Raw genomic sequence first — 16,449 nt, forward strand, 5'->3', positions numbered from 1 at the left:
GTCACTTCTGACCGACGAGCTTCAGCGTACCGGACATATGCAGGAACTGCCCGTCTTTCAGCGCGATGTTCGTGTTCACGGTACCGTGCTCGAAATCCTCCACGTGCACGACGTTCGAACCGGTGCCGGGCTCATGCCAATACACCATGTACACCTGCGGACGAATCTCGCGCGCGGTGTATTGCACCGTATCCGTCACGCCCTTGAACTGGCCGGCCGTGCCGACGAACGACATCGTCTTTTCGTCCTTGAAGCGCAGGTCGAATGCGGTATCGCCGAATTGCACGCGCACGGTCTTGCCTGCCGCGGGAAACGGTGCTGGCGCGGGCCACTGCATTTCACCCTTCGCGACCTTCGCGCTCAGCTCGAGCGATGGCTTTGCGCCAAGACCCGGATAGCGCGCGTCCATCGCGGCGATCAGCGCGGCCGAATCCGTCGCGCGCGTCGTTTCCTGGTCGAATGCCGTCAGATAGCCCCGCGTGAACGCGACGCCGGTCGTGAACGGCCGGCTGCCATCCCGATTCGCCAGGAAGTGGCCGGGCACGACCCGCGCCGGCTTCAGCGCGTCGATCCGGTCGAGTGTCGCGAGCCAGTTCGCGTGCGACAGCGGCGTCTGCGTGTCGGCCATCCACACATGGATGTTCGCGGCAACGGGGATGCCGCCCACCACGGTCCGTTCGGAAGGAATCCAGACGAATGTGCGATCGGGCGAGGGGCCGTCGAGCCCGACGATTCGCAGCGGCTGTCCGTCGACGCGCAACGTATCGCCGTCGAGCGGCTGCGGCACGATCACCGAACCAGGCGCATTGTCCTTGAGGATGGGGCCCCAGTACGCGAGCTTGCCGTCCTTGCTGGCCTCGATCGCGGCGACGGTCTGCGGCGTCGCGACGATCTTCGCGTCCGGGAATGCCGCGTGGATGGTGTCCAGTCCGAAGTAATAATCGGGATCGCCGTGGCTCACGTAGATCGCCTTGAGCGTCTTGCCGCTCGCCTTGATCCGGTTCACGAGCGCCTGCGCATCGTTGCGCTGGAATTGCGCGTCGATCAGGATGGCCTCGGTCTTGCCCGAGACGATCTCGGACGACACCGGGAAGATTCCCTTGGCGCCGGGATTGTAGACATCGATGGCCAGCGGCCCGGCGAAGCTGGCGGACGCGGCCCCGAACATCGCAGCGGCGGCGAACAGGGAAGAAATCAGACGACGGATCGACATGGAGAGGCACCTGACGGAAGTTGAGTGCGCACAGATTAAATGAAACATCGGCGGTTACAAATGGCCTGCCTGTTGATCGCCTATTTCTTGTTCGGCACGAATCGGCCGATGAGGAAACAAGAACTCGCCTCATCGTTTCCATATTTCGAGTATTATCGAAAAATGGAAACGAACCAGACCATCGCCGCCCTGTCGGCCCTCGCGCACGAGTCGCGCCTTGCCGTATTCCGCGCGCTCGTACAGGCCGGCCCGTCGGGCTTGCCTGCCGGGCAAATCGCGACGCTGCTCGACGTGCCGCCGTCGTCGCTGTCGTTTCATCTGAAGGAACTGGCCCACGCGCAGCTCGTCACGAGCCGCCAGGAAGGCCGCTTCGTGTTCTATTGCGCGAACTTCGCGACGATGAACGGGCTGATCGGCTACCTGACCGAGAACTGCTGCGGCGGCAATCCGTGCGCGCCGGCCCCCGCCTGTTCGACCTCCTGCTCCGACCCAACGTAAGCACACGTCCACGCACCCGCCGATGACCACCAACGTCCTGATCCTCTGCACCCACAACTCCGCCCGCAGCGTGCTCGCGGAGGGCATGCTCAATCACTGGGCCGCGAAACTCGGCCGCGACGTGCGCGCCTACAGCGCCGGCAGCGCGCCGAGCGGTCGGCTCAATCCGTTCGCGCTCGACGCGCTGACGCGCGCGGGCGTCGACGTCACCGGATACCGCAGCAAGAGCTGGGACGAATTCGTCGGCGACGGCGCGCCGCGGATGCGCGTCGTCATCACGGTATGCGACAGCGCGGCCGCGGAGGCTTGCCCGTACTGGCCCGGCAGCCCGGTGAAAGTGCACTGGGGCTACGCCGATCCGTCGAACGCCGAGGGCGGCGATGCAGGCAAGCGGCTCGCGTTCGAACTGACGCGCGAGGCGATCGGTTACCGGATGCTGCAACTGCTGGCGTTGCCGCTCGACCGGTTGAGCGACGCCGAACTCCAGGCGGCGTTGACCGACATCTCGCGGAACTGAGCGCCCGCACGGGGCACGCGCGAACTCGTGTGCCCCGTGCGTTTTTCCAGCATCGAATCCTGTCCGATGAATACGTCCAACACCCTCCCGCCTTGCGACGCCGCCGCGAAGCCGGCGATCAATTTCTTCGAACGCTACCTGACGGTCTGGGTCGCGCTGTGCATCGTCGCCGGCATCGCGCTCGGCCAGATGCTGCCCGGCCTGTTTCAGCGCATCGGCCGCATCGAGTACGCGCAGGTGAACCTGCCGGTCGGGGTGCTGATCTGGGTGATGATTATCCCGATGCTGGTGAAGGTCGACTTCGGCGCACTGCATGAAGTGCGGCAGCACGTGAAGGGGATCGGCGTCACGCTCGCCGTGAACTGGCTCGTCAAGCCGTTCTCGATGGCCTTCCTCGGCTGGCTGTTCATCCGCCAGCTGTTCGCGCCGATGCTGCCGGCGGACCAGATCGACAGCTACGTCGCCGGCCTGATCCTGCTGGCCGCCGCGCCGTGCACGGCGATGGTGTTCGTGTGGAGCCGGCTGACGGGCGGCGATCCGCTGTTCACGCTGTCGCAGGTCGCGCTGAACGACAGCATCATGGTGATCGCGTTCGCGCCGCTGGTCGGGCTGCTGCTGGGGATGTCCGCGATTACCGTGCCGTGGGCGACGCTGCTCACGTCGGTGCTGCTCTACATCGTGATTCCGGTGATCCTCGCGCAGCTCTGGCGCAAGCGGCTGATGCGGAGCGGGCAGGCGGCGTTCGATGCCGCGATGGCGAGGATCGGCCCGTGGTCGATCGCCGCACTGCTCGCGACGCTCGTGCTCCTGTTCGCGTTCCAGGGTGAGGCGATCCTCAAGCAGCCGCTGGTGATCGCGCTGCTCGCGGTGCCGATCCTGATCCAGGTGTTCTTCAACGCGGCGCTCGCGTACTGGCTCAACCGCGCGGTGGGCGAGAAGCACAACGTCGCGTGCCCGTCCGCGCTGATCGGCGCATCCAATTTCTTCGAGCTCGCCGTCGCGGCCGCGATCAGCCTGTTCGGTTTTCACTCCGGCGCGGCGCTTGCGACCGTCGTCGGCGTGCTGATCGAGGTGCCGATCATGCTGCTGGTGGTGCGCATCGTGAACCGGTCGAAGGGCTGGTACGAGCGCGCTTGAGCCAACCACGGAATCCATCCATGACCGACCGACTGACCGACCTGCCGCAACTCGACCCCGAACTCTTCCGCGTCCCGGACGCGAGCCGCTTGCGGCCGGCGTCGCCGTCCACGCATCCGCCGCGTTTCCTGCTGCTGTACGGTTCGCTGCGCGAGCGTTCGTTCAGCCGCCTGCTGGTCGAGGAGGCCGAGCGTCTGCTCACGGCGATGGGTGCCGAGGTGCGCGTGTTCAATCCGAGCGGCCTGCCGTTGCCCGACGATGCGCCGGAGAGCCACCCGAAGGTCGTCGAGCTGCGCGAACTGGTGCTGTGGTCGGAAGGGATGGTGTGGTGCTCGCCGGAACGACACGGCGCGATGACCGGCATCATGAAGTCGCAGATTGACTGGATTCCGCTGTCGGTCGGCGCCGTGCGGCCGACGCAGGGCAAGACGCTCGCGGTGATGCAGGTCAGCGGCGGCTCGCAGTCGTTCAACGCGGTGAACCAGATGCGCGTGCTCGGGCGCTGGATGCGCATGCTGACGATCCCGAATCAGTCGTCGGTGGCGAAGGCGTTCATGGAATTCGACGAAGCGGGGCGGATGAAGCCGTCGGCCTATTTCGATCGCGTGGTCGACGTGATGGAGGAACTGGTGAAGTTCACGCTGCTGACGCGCGATATCGGTCCGTATCTGGTCGACCGGTACAGCGAGCGCAAGGAGAGCGCGGAGGCATTGTCGAAGCGGGTGAATCAGCGGGCGATTTGAAGTCGCGGTGTGTACGTCGTCTCGCGAGTCGCAATCGATACCGGCAGCGCCGCAAGCACGATCCACGCCGATCCGGACCGACTCAATCCCGAACGCGTGCCGCGACGAGCACCGCAACCGGCAATGCGGCCAGACAGCGATCGAGCCGAATCACGCCGCCCGGCGCCGCGACTTCGCTTCCGTCGTTCAGCCAGTCGATCCACCGCTCGCCGGCGGCGCGCGGCACGACCACGGCCGTATCGTCCCATTCCCGTGGTTCCACGCGCGGCAGCGCCGGCGCTTCGCCGAGCAGCCGGCACGCGAGCCGCGTCACCGCGACCACGACCGTCGCCGCTTCGTCGCAGCGCGCGAACGCCACCGCATGCCGCCCGAGTTTTCCGCGCACGCGCAGCGGCACGTACGCGCCGTCTGTAAACGTCGCCGGCCAGCGCGTGCGCAACGCGAGCATCCGCTCGACGAGCGCGCGCTTCACCCGCGCGTCGGGCCAGTCGCGCAGGTACGCGGCGACCGGCTCGTCGACCCGCTCGGCCGCCAGCTTCGCAAACGGCACGTCGCGCCGGTTGTCCGGGTCGACGAGCGAGTGATCCCATGACTCGGTACCTTGATACAGATCGGGCACACCCGGCACCGCCATCCGCAACGCCGCCTGCGCGAGACTGTTGACGACGCCGGCCGGCGCGAGCAGCGCGACGAACGCATGCAGTCGATGCACGAAATCGCCCGTGCCGTGCGGCGTCAGGATCGCGCGGACGAACGCCTCGCAAGCGCGCTCGTAGTCCGCGTCTGGCGCGAGCCAGTCCGTGTGCCGTTTCGCCTCGCGCCGCGAGTCCGGCCGTATCGTCCGGCGCGAGCCCGGGCGGCCAGCAGCCGACGAGCGTCTGGTACAGCATCGCCTCCGCGGAAGGCCCCGGCGTCCAGGCAAGATCGCGATGTGCGCCGCCGCGCCGAGGCAGGTTCAACGCGGACCAGCCGCGCGACACCGTGCGCCACAGGTCCGGCACTTCGCTCAACACCGCGAGCCGCGCGCGCGCATCCTCGCCGATCGCGGCGGCCGCGTCGCCGTCGAACATCGCCTGCACGTCGTGAAACGGGCCGTACGGCATCCCGCGTGCATCGCGACGGCGCGGGTCGTCGGCCGCGTGCGCGGGCGTATCCCAGCGTTCGCGCGTCAGGTCGAGCCCGCCGACGAACGCGAGCCTGTCGTCGATCACGACGAGCTTCTGGTGATGCGACGCGCCGCGCGGATGCGTGTCGTCGAGCCGGAAGCGGATGCCGCGGTGCGCACGCCACGCGGCGCGATAGACGGGGGGCCAGTCGCGCTCCAGCGCGTAGATCATCGCGAAGTCCCACGCGAGCACGTAGATGCGCAGGTTGTGCCGCGCGGCCGCGAGCGCGCGCAGGAATGCGGCGAGCGTGTCGGGCAGGCCGTCGCCGGCGTCGGCGGGCGACAGATGCATCTGGCTGTCGACGTCCCAGCCGACGATGAAGACGGTGTGGCGCGCTCGCCGCAGCGCGGCGCGCAGCGTCGCGAAATATGCGTCGCCGTCCACCAGCATCGCGAAGCGGTCCGCATCGCGGATCGTGTCGCAGTTGCGACCGCATTCGAGCAGCCCGTGTCTTGCCGGCTCGTCCGTGTGCGAGGGGGCGGCAACCGCGTCGTCGGGGCCTGCCGTCGCGAATGCGGTGCGCGGCATGCGGTCCGGCACGATCATCGGGCATCGACGTCCGGGTCGCCGTCGATGCGTTGCAGCAGCGCATCGCAACGCGCGCGCAGCGCCAGCAGTGCCGGCGAATCGGCGTCGATCCGGATGCGTTCGCCGCTGTCGGGATCGCCGTAAGCGGCCGCGATCTCGTAGATGCCTTGCGCGATCGTGGTGGATGCGTTCGCGATCCGGATCCGGTCGAGCCAGCCGCATTCGGCGTGACGGCACGCGAGCCATGCGCGCAGCGCGCCGACCACCTGGCTGGTCGTGAGCCATGTGCCGCTGCGCATGCGCGCGGCCAGCTGACTCGTCACGAGGTAGGAGAGCAGTTCGGTCTGGGTCACGCGAAACTCCTTGACGAGGTGTCGGGACTGCAGGTCCGCACGCCGGCGATGCCTTGCAGCGCTTCGCAGATCGCCGCAAATTCCGCGCCGCTCGTGCGCGAGAACGACACCGAGATGTCGTCGGTATCCGGATCGTCGTCGGACTGCTGGACGATGAACCGCTTCACGCGCACGCGGCCGGTGCCGAGCGTGTCGTGCAGCGTGCCGAGCGTCAGGCCGCCGCGCTCGACGACGAGCCGCAGCGTGCGCTGCTGCCGCTGCGCGATGAAGCGGCGCTCGATCGGCTTCACGCCCGCGAGGATCGCGAGCACGATCGCCGTCGCGCCGATCGACCCGACGTACATGCCGCCACCCGCCGCGAGGCCGACGCCGGCCACCGCCCAGAGGCTCGCGGCCGTCGTCAGTCCGCGCACGACTTCACCGCGCAGCAGGATCGAGCCGGCGCCGAGAAAGCCGATGCCCGAGACCACCTGCGCCGCCACCCGCGACGGATCGAGCACGACGCCGTTTTGCCCGCGCACGTCTTCGAAGCCGAAGGTGGAGACGAGCATCACGAGCGCCGAGCCGACGCACACCAGCATGTGCGTGCGCAGGCCGGCGGCCCAGTTGAGCCGTTCGCGTTCGAGCCCGACCACGCTGCCGAGCAGCGCGGCGAGCAGCAGGCGTCCGAGGAGTTCCAAATGGCCGATCATCGTGGCCTCCCTTTTTGTCTGGCGTTCCGGAGGGGTCCGTGCGCAAAAGGGACGCAAGGTGCGTGCCGGGCGGCCGGACAGCGGGCACGGCTTGTGCGCGGGGGGCCGACGGCGCGCGCGGCGATCGTGCGGCGCGCATTTTTTGCATCGCCATCGCAGATAAGCACAGGGGGCCAGCATGCAGCATCAACAGGACGCACAGGTGCGCGACCCGTATCGCGGCCACGAGATTCGCGTCTGGGCGCGGCGCAACGCGCGCGGCGCGTGGGATGACGAAGTGCAGGTGTATGTCGACGGCGCGCGCATCGAGCTCTACGTGCCGGGGCCGGACGGCCTGGAATGGAAGACGGAGGACGAGGCGCTGCGCGCGGGCGTCGAGCGCGGGCGTTATCTGGTCGACAAGCGCGTCGACGACGATTGATCCGACCCGACCGGCGCGGCCGGATGCGTGCACGCGGCGCGACGCGCCGACGAAGGTGGCGCCGGAAGGCCGGCGCCGCGGGTCAGGCGGACGATTCGGGCATCACGGCCGCGCCGCGATCTCGTCGAGGTGCCACAGCAAATCCGCCGGATCGTCGTACACGCGCAGCGCGCCCGCGCGTTCCAGCTCGTCGCTGCCGTAACCGCCCGACAGCAGCCCGACGCCCAGCGCGCGGCAGCGGCTCGCGGCGAGCATGTCCCAGATGCTGTCGCCGACCACCACCGTATGCTCGATCGGCACGTTCAGCTTCGCGGCGGCCGTCAGGAACAGATCGGGATCCGGCTTCGCATACTTGACCTGATCGCGCGTGACGACCACGTTCTTCGCCGGATCGACGCCGAGCGCCTCGAGGTTGATGGCGGCCGTTTCCATCCGCCCGCTGGTCGCGATCGCCCAGCGGATGCCCGCGTTCGACAGCGCGGCCAGCAGCTCGCGCGCGCCTGGCAGCGGCCGGACCTGCGCGCGCAGCCGCTGGTACGCGGCCGCATGCAGCCGCGCGAGCCGTTCGACGCGCTCGGCGTCGATGTCGCCGGCCGTCTCGCGCAGCAACTGGTTCAGGAACAGGCCGCCGCTCATCCCGATTTTGCGATGGATGCGCCACACCGACAGCTCGATGCCCTCGGCATCGAGCGCTTCCTTCCACGCGAGCACGTGCTGGTAGACACTGTCGACGAGCGTGCCGTCGAGATCGAACAGAAACGACGTTTCAATGCGCATGTGAATCTCCTGGCCCGATGATATTCGGGCGAATCGTCCGCGAAAAGGCCTTCGACGCATTATCGGCGCGCGGCCGTGTCATCGCCATGTCCCGGCGGCGACGTGTCATTTGCCGCTGGTACAATCGCGCCGATGCGCCGGGCCGGCTGCCCGCGCCGCACGCGCCCCCAACCCTCGTCGAATTCCCGTATGGCAACTCCGGACGCCGTCAGTTCCGAACAGTCGTGGTGGGGCGTCCTGGCCCTGGCACTCACTGCCTTCATCTTCAACACCACCGAATTCGTGCCCGTCGCGCTGCTGAGCGCGATCGGCGACAGCCTGCGGATGCAGCCGACCGACGTCGGCCTGATGCTGACGATCTACGCGTGGGCCGTCGCGGTCGTGTCGCTGCCGTTGACGTTCGTCACGCGCCACGTCGAGCGGCGCAAGCTGCTGAGCTGCGCGCTGCTGGTGTTCATCGGCAGCCATGTCGTCACCGGCGTCGCGTGGAATTTCACGGTGCTGATGATCGGCCGGCTCGGCATCGCGTGCGCGCATGCGGTGTTCTGGTCGATTTCCGTCCCGCTGGCCGTGCGGCTCGCGCCGAGCGACCGCAAAAGCCGCGCATTGAGCCTGCTCGCGATGGGCACGGCGATCGCGATGGTTGCCGGCATTCCGCTCGGGCGCGTGATCGGCGAGGCGCTCGGCTGGCGCGTGACGTTCCTCGTGATCGGCGGCGCGGCGGCCGTCGCGCTGCTGATGCTGCGCATGACGTTGCCGGCGCTGCCGAGCCAGGGCGCCGGATCGCTGTCCAGCATCGGCATGTTTCTCAGGAAGCCGGCGCTGGTATCGCTGTATGCGATCACCGTGCTGGTCGTGTCCGCGCATTTCACGTCGTACACGTACATCGAGCCGTTCGTGCAGAGCGTCAATCATGCGAGCAGCAGCCGGATTACCTACGTGCTGATCCTGTTCGGCGTCGCCGGCATGCCGGCCGCGGTCTGCTTCAACCGCGTGTTTCCGGAACGGCCGGCCGATTTCCTGCTCGCGTCGATCATCGCGCTGTCGGCGTGTCTGCTGATCCTGTTCCCGAGCGCGCTGAACATCGTCACGCTGTCGGTTCACACGCTGGTGTGGGGCGGCGCGATCGTCTGCTTCGGGCTCGCGATGCAGGCGTGGGTGCTGAAGCTCGCGCCCGAGGCGACCGATCTCGCGGTGTCGATCTTTTCCGGGCTGTACAACGTCGGCATCGGTGCCGGCGCGCTGCTCGGCAACCATATCGCCGGGGATTTCGGCCTGCCGTGGATCGGCACGTTCGGCGGGGTGGTCGGGATCGTCTCTGCCGGGATCGCGTGGGCCGCGTTGCGGCTGCATGAGCGGCGGGCGATGGCGTAATCCGCCGTCGGTGGGGCCCGTCGCGCCGGATCCCCGTCGCATCGCGCTGCCTGAGTTTCGCGTACAGCGTCGTGCGTGACATGCCGAGTTGCCGCGCGGGAATGTTGCCGTTTGCCTGGAACGGTTGCGACGTGCGTCTCCGGGCTCTTCGTAATGACCATTCCCGAAGCGCGCACGTGCCCTCCGGCGCGGCCAATCGGGTGTAGCCTGACGCGCTGACCGCGCTCCAGGACGACCTGGGATGGCGCAATGATGCCGTCGTCGCGGAGCAGCTTCTGAAGGCGCTGCCTCGCACGGCGCCCGCCGCCGCACTGATCCGGCCGCACCGTATTCCCATCAGGAAAACCCTGATCCCGTCAGCCCGGACCTCGATTTCCGTCGATGTCGCCCGGCGCCCGCCTCGCGCATTTCATCGTTCCCCAGGCGACGCCCCAGAAACCTGTTTCGCGCCTCCCATCAAGCCTTTCCGCCACGCCAACCAGACAAAAATGGTATGGCGCAGTGCAATATTTCGCGAATCGCGCCGAATTACGATACCTCCCAGGTATCAAAAAGCGAGACCAAAAGTATTGGACGGTCCATTTCGCCGCCGCGTATAAATCCGTTCCATGAACTCCCCACACGCAGCGTGCCCCATGTCTCCCGTCACCATCGAACGCATTGAAACCCGCCTCGTCGACCTGCCGACGATCCGTCCGCACAAGCTGTCGGTCGCCACGATGCACGGCCAGACGCTGATGCTGGTGAAGGTGACCTGCAGCGACGGCGTGACGGGCATCGGCGAAGGCACGACGATCGCCGGAATGGCCTACGGCCCGGAAAGCCCGGAAGCGATGAAACTCGCGATCGACGCATACCTCGCGCCGGCCATCATCGGCAAGGACGCGACGCGCATCCAGACGCTGATGGCGTTCCTCGGCAAGCTCGCGAAGGTCAATCACTTCGCGAAGAGCGCGCTCGAAACCGCGCTGCTCGACGCGCACGGCAAGCGCCTCGGCGTGCCGGTCAGCGAGATGCTCGGCGGCCGCCGGCGGGATCGCCTGCCGGTCGCGTGGACGCTCGCATCAGGCAACACGGCGACCGATATCGCCGAAGCCGAGCGGATGCTCGACCTGCGCCGCCACAACGTGTTCAAGCTGAAGATCGGCGCGAAGGCGCTCGACGCGGACATCCGGCACGTGGCCGAGATCAAGCGGGCGGTCGGCGAGCGCGCATCGGTGCGCGTCGACGTGAACATGGCGTGGAGCGAAACGCAGGCCGCGCGCGCGATTCCGGCGCTCGCCGATGCCGGCTGCGAACTGGTCGAGCAGCCGGTCGCGTCGGCCGCGGCGCTCGCACGGCTGATGCGCCGCTTCCCGGTCGCGCTGATGGCCGATGAAATCCTGCAGGGCCCGGACAGCGCGTTCGAGATCGCGAAGCATCACGGCGCGGACGTGTTCGCGATCAAGATCGAGCAGAGCGGCGGCCTCTTCGCGGCGCAGCGCGTCGCGGCGATCGCGGACGCGGCCGGCATCGAGCTGTACGGCGGCACGATGCTCGAAGGCGCGTTTAGCACGGTCGCGTCCGCGCATCTGTTCGCGAGCTTCGCGAACCTGCAGTGGGGCACCGAACTGTTCGGACCGCTACTGATTACCGAAGAGATTCTCACGACCCCGCTTGACTACAGCGATTTCGAACTGACCGTGCCGAGCGGCCCGGGCCTCGGCATCGAGCTCGACGAAGCGAAGGTCGCGCGTTTCACCCGCGACGGGCTGACGAAAGTCTCCCGCTGACCCGCGACAACCCGCGACAACCCGATCACGCACCAGGACATCACGATGCTTTTCCACGTACGCATGGACGTCAACCTCCCGGCCGACATGCCGGCCAGCGTGGCCGACGAGATCAAGACCCGCGAGAAGGCGTATTCGCAGGACCTGCAGCGCAGCGGCAAGTGGCGCCACATCTGGCGCATCGCCGGCGAATACGCGAACTACAGCGTGTTCGACGTATCCGGCAACGCCGAGCTGCACGAGATCCTGACCGGGTTGCCGCTGTTCCCGTACATGAAGATTTCGGTGACGCCGTTGTGTCGCCACCCGTCGTCGGTACACGACGGCGACGTTTGAGCCACGGAGCCGCCTCTTCCGCAACGGCGGGCACCGGGTCACCTTTCCCCAAAATACACGTGGAGACACCATCATGAGCGTCAAAGTATTCGAAACCAAGGAAGTGCAGGATCTGCTGAAGGCCGCGTCGAACGCGGGCGGCAACGGCACCAACGGCGGCGACGCGCGCACGCGGCAGGTCGTGCTGCGGCTGCTCGGCGACCTGTTCAAGGCGATCGACGATCTCGACATCACGCCCGACGAAGTGTGGGCCGGCGTGAACTATCTGAACAAGCTCGGTCAGGACGGCGAGGCGGCGCTGCTCGCGGCCGGCCTTGGTCTCGAGAAGTATCTCGACATCCGGATGGACGCGGAGGACGAGGCGATCGGGCTCGACGGCGGCACGCCGCGTACGATCGAAGGCCCGCTGTACGTCGGCGGCGCGCCGGTGCGCGACGGCGTCGCGAAGATCGACATCGACGCCGACGAAGGCGCGGGCCCGCTCGTGATCCACGGCACGGTCACGGGGCTCGACGGCAAGCCGGTGGCCGGCGCGCTGGTCGAGTGCTGGCACGCGAACTCGCACGGCTTCTACTCGCACTTCGACCCGACCGGCGCGCAGAGCGATTTCAACCTGCGCGGCGCGGTGAAGACGGGCGCGGACGGCAAGTACGAATTCCGCACGCTGATGCCGGTCGGCTACGGCTGCCCGCCGCAGGGCGCGACGCAGCAGCTGCTCGACCGCCTCGGCCGTCACGGCAACCGCCCGGCGCACGTGCATTTCTTCGTGACCAGCGACGGCCACCGCAAGCTGACGACGCAGTTCAATATCGACGGCGACCCGCTGATCTGGGACGACTTCGCGTATGCGACGCGCGAGGAGCTGATTCCGCCCGTCACCGGCAAGACCGGCGGCGTCGCGCTCGGGCTGAAGGCCGACGCCTACCAGGACATCGAGTTCAACGTCGTCCTGACGCCGCGTGTCGAGGGCAAGGACAACCAGATCGTCGAACGCCTGCGCGCTTCCGCCACGGCATAACGGCCCGACGGCCCGACGGCACGGCGGCGCGCCTGCGCCGCCGCCGGCCGGGTCCCCGCGAGATTCAATCGATACCGATGCGAGCGTGCTTGCAGGACCCGGCACGCGCACAGGAGGAACCAACATGTCCGCCACGATCGACCACACCACCGAACTGGACCACCTGCTCGCCACCGCCGTGCAGGACGACAAGGAGGCCGGCGTTTTCCGCTGCCGCCGCGACATCTTCACGAACGAGGCGCTGTACGAGCTCGAGATGAAGCACATCTTCGAGGGCAACTGGGTGTACCTCGCGCACGAAAGCCAGATCCCGAACAACAACGATTACTACACGACGTGGATCGGCCGCCAGCCGATCGTCATCACGCGCGACAAGACCGGCGAGCTGCACGCGGTGATCAATGCGTGCGCGCACAAGGGCGCGATGCTGTGCCGCCGCAAGCACGGCAACAAGGGCAGCTTCACGTGCCCGTTCCACGGCTGGACCTTCTCGAACACCGGCAAGCTGCTGAAGGTGAAGGACGAGAAGACGACCGAGTATCCGGTGCAGTTCAACACGCACGGCTCGCACGACCTGAAGAAGGTCGCGCGCTTCCAGAACTATCGCGGCTTCCTGTTCGGCAGCCTCCGCGACGACGTGCTGCCGCTCGAGGACTATCTCGGCGAGGCGCGCGTGATCATCGACCAGATCGTCGACCAGGCGCCGAACGGGCTCGAAGTGCTGCGCGGCAATTCCTCCTACATCTACGAAGGCAACTGGAAGATGCAGATGGAGAACGGCTGCGACGGCTATCACGTGAGCACCGTGCACTGGAACTACGCGGCGACGATGGGCCGCCGCAAGGAAGACGGCACCAAGGCCGTCGACGCGAACAGCTGGAGCAAGTCGGTCGCGGGCGTGTACGGCTTCGACAATGGCCACATCTTGCTGTGGACCAAGACGATGAACCCCGAGGTGCGGCCCGTGTACCAGCACCGCGACGAGATCAAGGCGCGCGTCGGCGACGTGCAGGCCGACTTCATCGTGAACCAGACGCGCAACCTGTGCGTGTACCCGAACGTGTTCCTGATGGACCAGTTCAGCACGCAGATCCGCGTGGTGCGTCCACTCGGCGTCGACAAGACCGAAGTCAGCATCTTCTGTTTCGCGCCGAAGGGCGAGAGCGAAGCCGACCGCACGACGCGCATTCGCCAGTACGAGGACTTCTTCAACGTGACGGGAATGGGCACGGCCGACGACCTCGAGGAGTTCCGCGCATGCCAGGCCGGCTATGCGGGCATCACGGCGATGTGGAACGACCTGTCCCGCGGCGCGCCGCTGTGGATCGACGGGCCGGACGAGAACGCGAAAAGGATGGGGCTGAACCCGCGCATGTCGGGCGAGCGCAGCGAGGACGAAGGGCTGTTCGTGTGCCAGCACGAACACTGGGTGCACGTGATGCGCGATGCACTGAAGAAGGAACGCGGGGAGGTGCAAGCATGAACATCGATTACCGGACCATCTGCGCGGCGCTGTATCGCGAAGCGCGCCTGCTCGACGACCGCGAGTGGGACGAGTGGCTGACCTGCTACACGGAAGACGTCACGTACTGGATGCCCGCGTGGGACGACGACGACCGGCCGACCGACGATCCGCGCAGCCAGATCTCGCTGATGTACTACGCGGATCGCGGCGGCCTCGAGGATCGCGTGTTCCGGATCAAGACCGAGCGCAGCGGCGCGTCGACGCCCGAGCCGCGCACGAGCCACAACGTGACGAACGTCGAGGTGCTGGCCGAGCGCGACGGCGAGGTGGACGTGCGCTACAACTTCCACACGCTGAACCACCGCTACCGCGTGACCGACCACTTCTTCGGCACGATGTTCGTCACGTTGCGCCGCTCGGGCGACGCATGGCTGATCTCGAACAAGAAGATCGTGCTGAAGAACGACTACATCCGGCAGGTGCTCGACGTGTACCACGTCTGACGCCGATCGATTCGACACGTAACACAGGGAGACGATGTCATGTCCACCTACAAGATTGCACTGAACTTCGAGGACGGGGTCACCCGCTTCATCGACTGCAAGGCCGGCGAGAAGGTGCTCGACGCCGCGTTCCGCGCGAAGATCAACCTGCCGATGGACTGTTCCGACGGCGTGTGCGGCACCTGCAAATGCCGCGCGGAAAGCGGCAGCTACGACCTCGGCGACGATTACATCGACGACGCGCTCACCGAAGGCGAGAAGGACGGCGGCCTCGTGCTGACATGCCAGATGGTGCCGCAAAGCGATTGCGTGATCGCGGTGCCGAGCTCGTCGGTTGCATGCAAGACCGGCCATAGCGCGTTCGCCGCGACCGTGACGAAGGTCGAGCCGCACCACGACGCGGCGATCGTGCTCGAACTCGACGTCGATGCGGCCGCTCCCGTGTTCCTTCCCGGCCAGTACGTGAACATCGGCGTGCCGGGCAGCGGCCAGCATCGGTCGTATTCGTTCTCGTCCGCGCCGGGCGACACGAAGATCGGATTCCTGATCAAGAAGATTCCCGGCGGCGTGATGAGCACGTGGCTCGAATCGGCGAAACCCGGCGACACGCTCGAACTGAACGGACCGCTCGGCAGCTTCTACCTGCGCGATGTGGCGCGGCCGCTGCTGTTTCTCGCGGGCGGCACGGGCCTCGCGCCGTTCCTGTCGATGCTCGAGGTGCTCGCACGCAGCGGCTCGCGGCAGAACGTGCACCTGATCTATGGCGTGACGCGCGATCTCGACCTGGTGCTGGTCGATGCGATCGAAGCATATGCGGCGAAGCTGCCGAATTTCAGCTTCTCGACGGTCGTTGCCGACGCGGCGTCGAGCCATCCGCGCAAGGGTTGGGTCACGCAGCACATTCCGGCCGATGCGCTGAACGACGGCGACGTGGACGTCTACCTGTGCGGACCGCCGCCGATGGTCGACGCGGTGCGCCAGTATTTCGACGACGCCGGTGTGAAGCCCAACAGCTTCCACTACGAGAAGTTCACCCCGAACGTGACGGCAAAGGCGGCATGACCATGCAACGATTCTCCGGAAAGGTGGTCGTCGTCAACGGCGCGGCGCAGGGCATCGGCCGCGGCGTCGCGCTGCGCGCGGCGGCAGAGGGCGGCCGCGTGCTGTTCGTCGATCGCGCGGACTTCGTGGCGGAGGTGGCCGCCGAGGCGCCGGGCGGCAACACGGCCGGATTCGTCGCGGATCTCGAAACCTACGACGGCGCGCGCGCGGCGATGGCGTGCGCGGTCGCGACGTTCGGCCGGATCGACGTGCTGATCAACGGCGTCGGCGGTGCGATCCGGATGCGGCCGTTCGCCGAGTTCGAGCCCGAGCAGATCGACGCGGAAATCCGCCGCTCGCTGATGCCGACGCTCTACAGTTGCCACGCCGTGCTGCCGCATTTTCTGGCCGGGGGCGGCGGCACGATCGTGAACGTGTCGTCGAACGCGACGCGCGGCATTCGCCGCGTGCCGTATTCGGCCGCGAAGGGCGGCGTCAACGCGCTGACGGCGGCGCTCGCGATGGAATACGCGGAGCACGGCATCCGCGTGGTCGCGACCGCGCCGGGCGGCACCACGGCGCCGCCGCGCCGCGTGCCGCGCAATGCGGCCGGCGACAACGCGCAGGAACAGGCATGGATGGCCGAAGCGGTGCGGCAGGTGACCGACTCGACGTTCTTCAAGCGTTACGGCACGCTCGATGAACAGATCGCACCGATCCTGTTCCTCGCGTCGGACGAGGCGAGTTACATCACCGGCACGGTGCTGCCGGTCGCGGGCGGCGACACGGGTTGAGCGGCGGGCGGCCTGTTCGCCAGCAGCTTCAGACATGCGTGCGCTCCGGTCAGGCGTGCGCGCGATGACCATCGAACAACCGGCCGGTGCGGAAAGCCCGG

Annotated in this window: 18 protein-coding genes and 1 pseudogene; 13 read left to right on the forward strand and 6 right to left on the reverse strand. The window is 67.3% G+C overall.

Features of this window, described 5'->3' with window-relative positions; all coding sequences use genetic code 11:
* Position 1: 1 nt before the first annotated feature.
* Complete coding sequence (locus HWX22_RS26095) at positions 2-1,213, reverse strand: MBL fold metallo-hydrolase (RefSeq protein ID WP_175916676.1); 1,212 nt, start codon at positions 1,211-1,213, stop codon at positions 2-4.
* A gap of 162 nt (positions 1,214-1,375) precedes the next feature.
* On the opposite strand from HWX22_RS26095, the gene HWX22_RS26100 reads away from it, so the two are divergent.
* From HWX22_RS26100 to arsH, 4 genes are all read left to right on the forward strand, one after another.
* The gene (locus tag HWX22_RS26100; RefSeq protein ID WP_175908961.1) at positions 1,376-1,711 is read left to right on the forward strand and encodes a metalloregulator ArsR/SmtB family transcription factor; all 336 of its coding nucleotides are present in this window, start codon (positions 1,376-1,378) and stop codon (positions 1,709-1,711) included.
* 22 nt (positions 1,712-1,733) lie between these two features.
* Positions 1,734-2,228, forward strand: a complete 495-nt coding sequence (locus HWX22_RS26105) for an arsenate reductase ArsC (RefSeq protein ID WP_175916677.1) — start codon at positions 1,734-1,736, stop codon at positions 2,226-2,228.
* A 66-nt stretch (positions 2,229-2,294) separates the two neighbouring features.
* Positions 2,295-3,365 (forward strand): ACR3 family arsenite efflux transporter, encoded by a 1,071-nt coding sequence (gene arsB, locus HWX22_RS26110; protein ID WP_175916678.1) that lies wholly within the window; start codon positions 2,295-2,297, stop codon positions 3,363-3,365.
* A 20-nt stretch (positions 3,366-3,385) separates the two neighbouring features.
* The gene (gene arsH, locus HWX22_RS26115; protein WP_059536933.1) at positions 3,386-4,108 is read left to right on the forward strand and encodes an arsenical resistance protein ArsH; all 723 of its coding nucleotides are present in this window, start codon (positions 3,386-3,388) and stop codon (positions 4,106-4,108) included.
* Positions 4,109-4,190: 82 nt separating this feature from the next.
* On the opposite strand, the gene HWX22_RS26120 is transcribed toward arsH, so the two are convergent.
* From HWX22_RS26120 to HWX22_RS26135, 4 genes and pseudogenes are all read right to left on the reverse strand, one after another.
* The gene (locus HWX22_RS26120) at positions 4,191-4,820 is read right to left on the reverse strand and encodes a hypothetical protein (RefSeq protein WP_347879255.1); all 630 of its coding nucleotides are present in this window, start codon (positions 4,818-4,820) and stop codon (positions 4,191-4,193) included.
* 307 nt (positions 4,821-5,127) lie between these two features.
* Positions 5,128-5,820: pseudogene (locus tag HWX22_RS26125) on the reverse strand (hypothetical protein); the annotation flags it as partial.
* On the reverse strand, positions 5,817-6,155 hold the full coding sequence (locus HWX22_RS26130; protein ID WP_175908963.1) for a hypothetical protein: 339 nt from the start codon (positions 6,153-6,155) through the stop codon (positions 5,817-5,819). The gene HWX22_RS26130 and the pseudogene HWX22_RS26125, both read right to left, overlap by 4 nt.
* A complete protein-coding gene (locus HWX22_RS26135; RefSeq protein WP_059536892.1) occupies positions 6,152-6,847 on the reverse strand; it encodes an MgtC/SapB family protein in 696 nt (231 codons plus the stop codon). Before HWX22_RS26135 ends, HWX22_RS26130 begins: the two co-directional genes overlap by 4 nt.
* A 178-nt stretch (positions 6,848-7,025) precedes the next feature.
* Between HWX22_RS26135 and HWX22_RS26140 the strand changes: the two genes are divergently transcribed.
* Positions 7,026-7,268, forward strand: coding sequence for a DUF6566 family protein (locus HWX22_RS26140; protein WP_175908964.1), 243 nt, complete (start codon positions 7,026-7,028; stop codon positions 7,266-7,268).
* 102 nt (positions 7,269-7,370) lie between these two features.
* Here HWX22_RS26140 and HWX22_RS26145 read toward each other — a convergent pair whose 3' ends face one another.
* Positions 7,371-8,045 (reverse strand): HAD family hydrolase, encoded by a 675-nt coding sequence (locus HWX22_RS26145; protein ID WP_044843419.1) that lies wholly within the window; start codon positions 8,043-8,045, stop codon positions 7,371-7,373.
* Positions 8,046-8,234: 189 nt separating this feature from the next.
* On the opposite strand from HWX22_RS26145, the gene HWX22_RS26150 reads away from it, so the two are divergent.
* The 8 genes from HWX22_RS26150 (at position 8,235) to benD (ending at position 16,348) form a co-directional block, all read left to right on the forward strand.
* Positions 8,235-9,419 (forward strand): sugar transporter, encoded by a 1,185-nt coding sequence (locus HWX22_RS26150; RefSeq protein ID WP_175908965.1) that lies wholly within the window; start codon positions 8,235-8,237, stop codon positions 9,417-9,419.
* A gap of 635 nt (positions 9,420-10,054) precedes the next feature.
* Positions 10,055-11,191, forward strand: coding sequence for a muconate/chloromuconate family cycloisomerase (locus HWX22_RS26155; RefSeq protein WP_175916679.1), 1,137 nt, complete (start codon positions 10,055-10,057; stop codon positions 11,189-11,191).
* 45 nt (positions 11,192-11,236) lie between these two features.
* Entirely contained in the window at positions 11,237-11,527 is a 291-nt protein-coding gene (gene catC / locus HWX22_RS26160) for a muconolactone Delta-isomerase (protein WP_175908968.1), read from the forward strand.
* Between the two features lie 73 nt (positions 11,528-11,600).
* Positions 11,601-12,545, forward strand: coding sequence for a catechol 1,2-dioxygenase (gene catA / locus HWX22_RS26165; protein ID WP_175908969.1), 945 nt, complete (start codon positions 11,601-11,603; stop codon positions 12,543-12,545).
* Between the two features lie 124 nt (positions 12,546-12,669).
* Complete coding sequence (locus HWX22_RS26170) at positions 12,670-14,028, forward strand: Rieske 2Fe-2S domain-containing protein (RefSeq protein ID WP_059536868.1); 1,359 nt, start codon at positions 12,670-12,672, stop codon at positions 14,026-14,028.
* Positions 14,025-14,513, forward strand: coding sequence for a benzoate 1,2-dioxygenase small subunit (benB, locus tag HWX22_RS26175; protein ID WP_059700832.1), 489 nt, complete (start codon positions 14,025-14,027; stop codon positions 14,511-14,513). The genes HWX22_RS26170 and benB overlap by 4 nt, the downstream gene beginning before the upstream one ends.
* A 39-nt stretch (positions 14,514-14,552) precedes the next feature.
* Positions 14,553-15,575 (forward strand): benzoate 1,2-dioxygenase electron transfer component BenC, encoded by a 1,023-nt coding sequence (gene benC, locus HWX22_RS26180; RefSeq protein WP_175916680.1) that lies wholly within the window; start codon positions 14,553-14,555, stop codon positions 15,573-15,575.
* The gene (benD, locus tag HWX22_RS26185) at positions 15,572-16,348 is read left to right on the forward strand and encodes a benzoate diol dehydrogenase BenD (RefSeq protein WP_175916681.1); all 777 of its coding nucleotides are present in this window, start codon (positions 15,572-15,574) and stop codon (positions 16,346-16,348) included. The genes benC and benD overlap by 4 nt, the downstream gene beginning before the upstream one ends.
* The last annotated feature ends 101 nt before the right edge of the window (positions 16,349-16,449 follow it).

The organism is Burkholderia sp. BCC1638 (assembly GCF_902833195.1).
Classification (GTDB): Bacteria; Pseudomonadota; Gammaproteobacteria; order Burkholderiales; family Burkholderiaceae; genus Burkholderia; species Burkholderia diffusa.

Bases quoted from the DNA above. Each gene is read 5' to 3' on its own strand.
- HWX22_RS26145 (WP_044843419.1), bottom strand. From the start codon at position 8,045: ATGCGCATTGAAACGTCGTTTCTGTTCGATCTCGACGGCACGCTCGTC.
- HWX22_RS26170 (WP_059536868.1), top strand. From the start codon at position 12,670: ATGTCCGCCACGATCGACCACACCACCGAACTGGACCACCTGCTCGCC.
- HWX22_RS26140 (WP_175908964.1), top strand. From the start codon at position 7,026: ATGCAGCATCAACAGGACGCACAGGTGCGCGACCCGTATCGCGGCCAC.
- HWX22_RS26150 (WP_175908965.1), top strand. From the start codon at position 8,235: ATGGCAACTCCGGACGCCGTCAGTTCCGAACAGTCGTGGTGGGGCGTC.
- arsH (WP_059536933.1), top strand. From the start codon at position 3,386: ATGACCGACCGACTGACCGACCTGCCGCAACTCGACCCCGAACTCTTC.
- arsB (WP_175916678.1), top strand. From the start codon at position 2,295: ATGAATACGTCCAACACCCTCCCGCCTTGCGACGCCGCCGCGAAGCCG.
- HWX22_RS26100 (WP_175908961.1), top strand. From the start codon at position 1,376: ATGGAAACGAACCAGACCATCGCCGCCCTGTCGGCCCTCGCGCACGAG.
- HWX22_RS26095 (WP_175916676.1), bottom strand. From the start codon at position 1,213: ATGTCGATCCGTCGTCTGATTTCTTCCCTGTTCGCCGCCGCTGCGATG.
- HWX22_RS26105 (WP_175916677.1), top strand. From the start codon at position 1,734: ATGACCACCAACGTCCTGATCCTCTGCACCCACAACTCCGCCCGCAGC.
- HWX22_RS26135 (WP_059536892.1), bottom strand. From the start codon at position 6,847: ATGATCGGCCATTTGGAACTCCTCGGACGCCTGCTGCTCGCCGCGCTG.
- benC (WP_175916680.1), top strand. From the start codon at position 14,553: ATGTCCACCTACAAGATTGCACTGAACTTCGAGGACGGGGTCACCCGC.
- benB (WP_059700832.1), top strand. From the start codon at position 14,025: ATGAACATCGATTACCGGACCATCTGCGCGGCGCTGTATCGCGAAGCG.
- benD (WP_175916681.1), top strand. From the start codon at position 15,572: ATGACCATGCAACGATTCTCCGGAAAGGTGGTCGTCGTCAACGGCGCG.
- catA (WP_175908969.1), top strand. From the start codon at position 11,601: ATGAGCGTCAAAGTATTCGAAACCAAGGAAGTGCAGGATCTGCTGAAG.
- HWX22_RS26155 (WP_175916679.1), top strand. From the start codon at position 10,055: ATGTCTCCCGTCACCATCGAACGCATTGAAACCCGCCTCGTCGACCTG.
- catC (WP_175908968.1), top strand. From the start codon at position 11,237: ATGCTTTTCCACGTACGCATGGACGTCAACCTCCCGGCCGACATGCCG.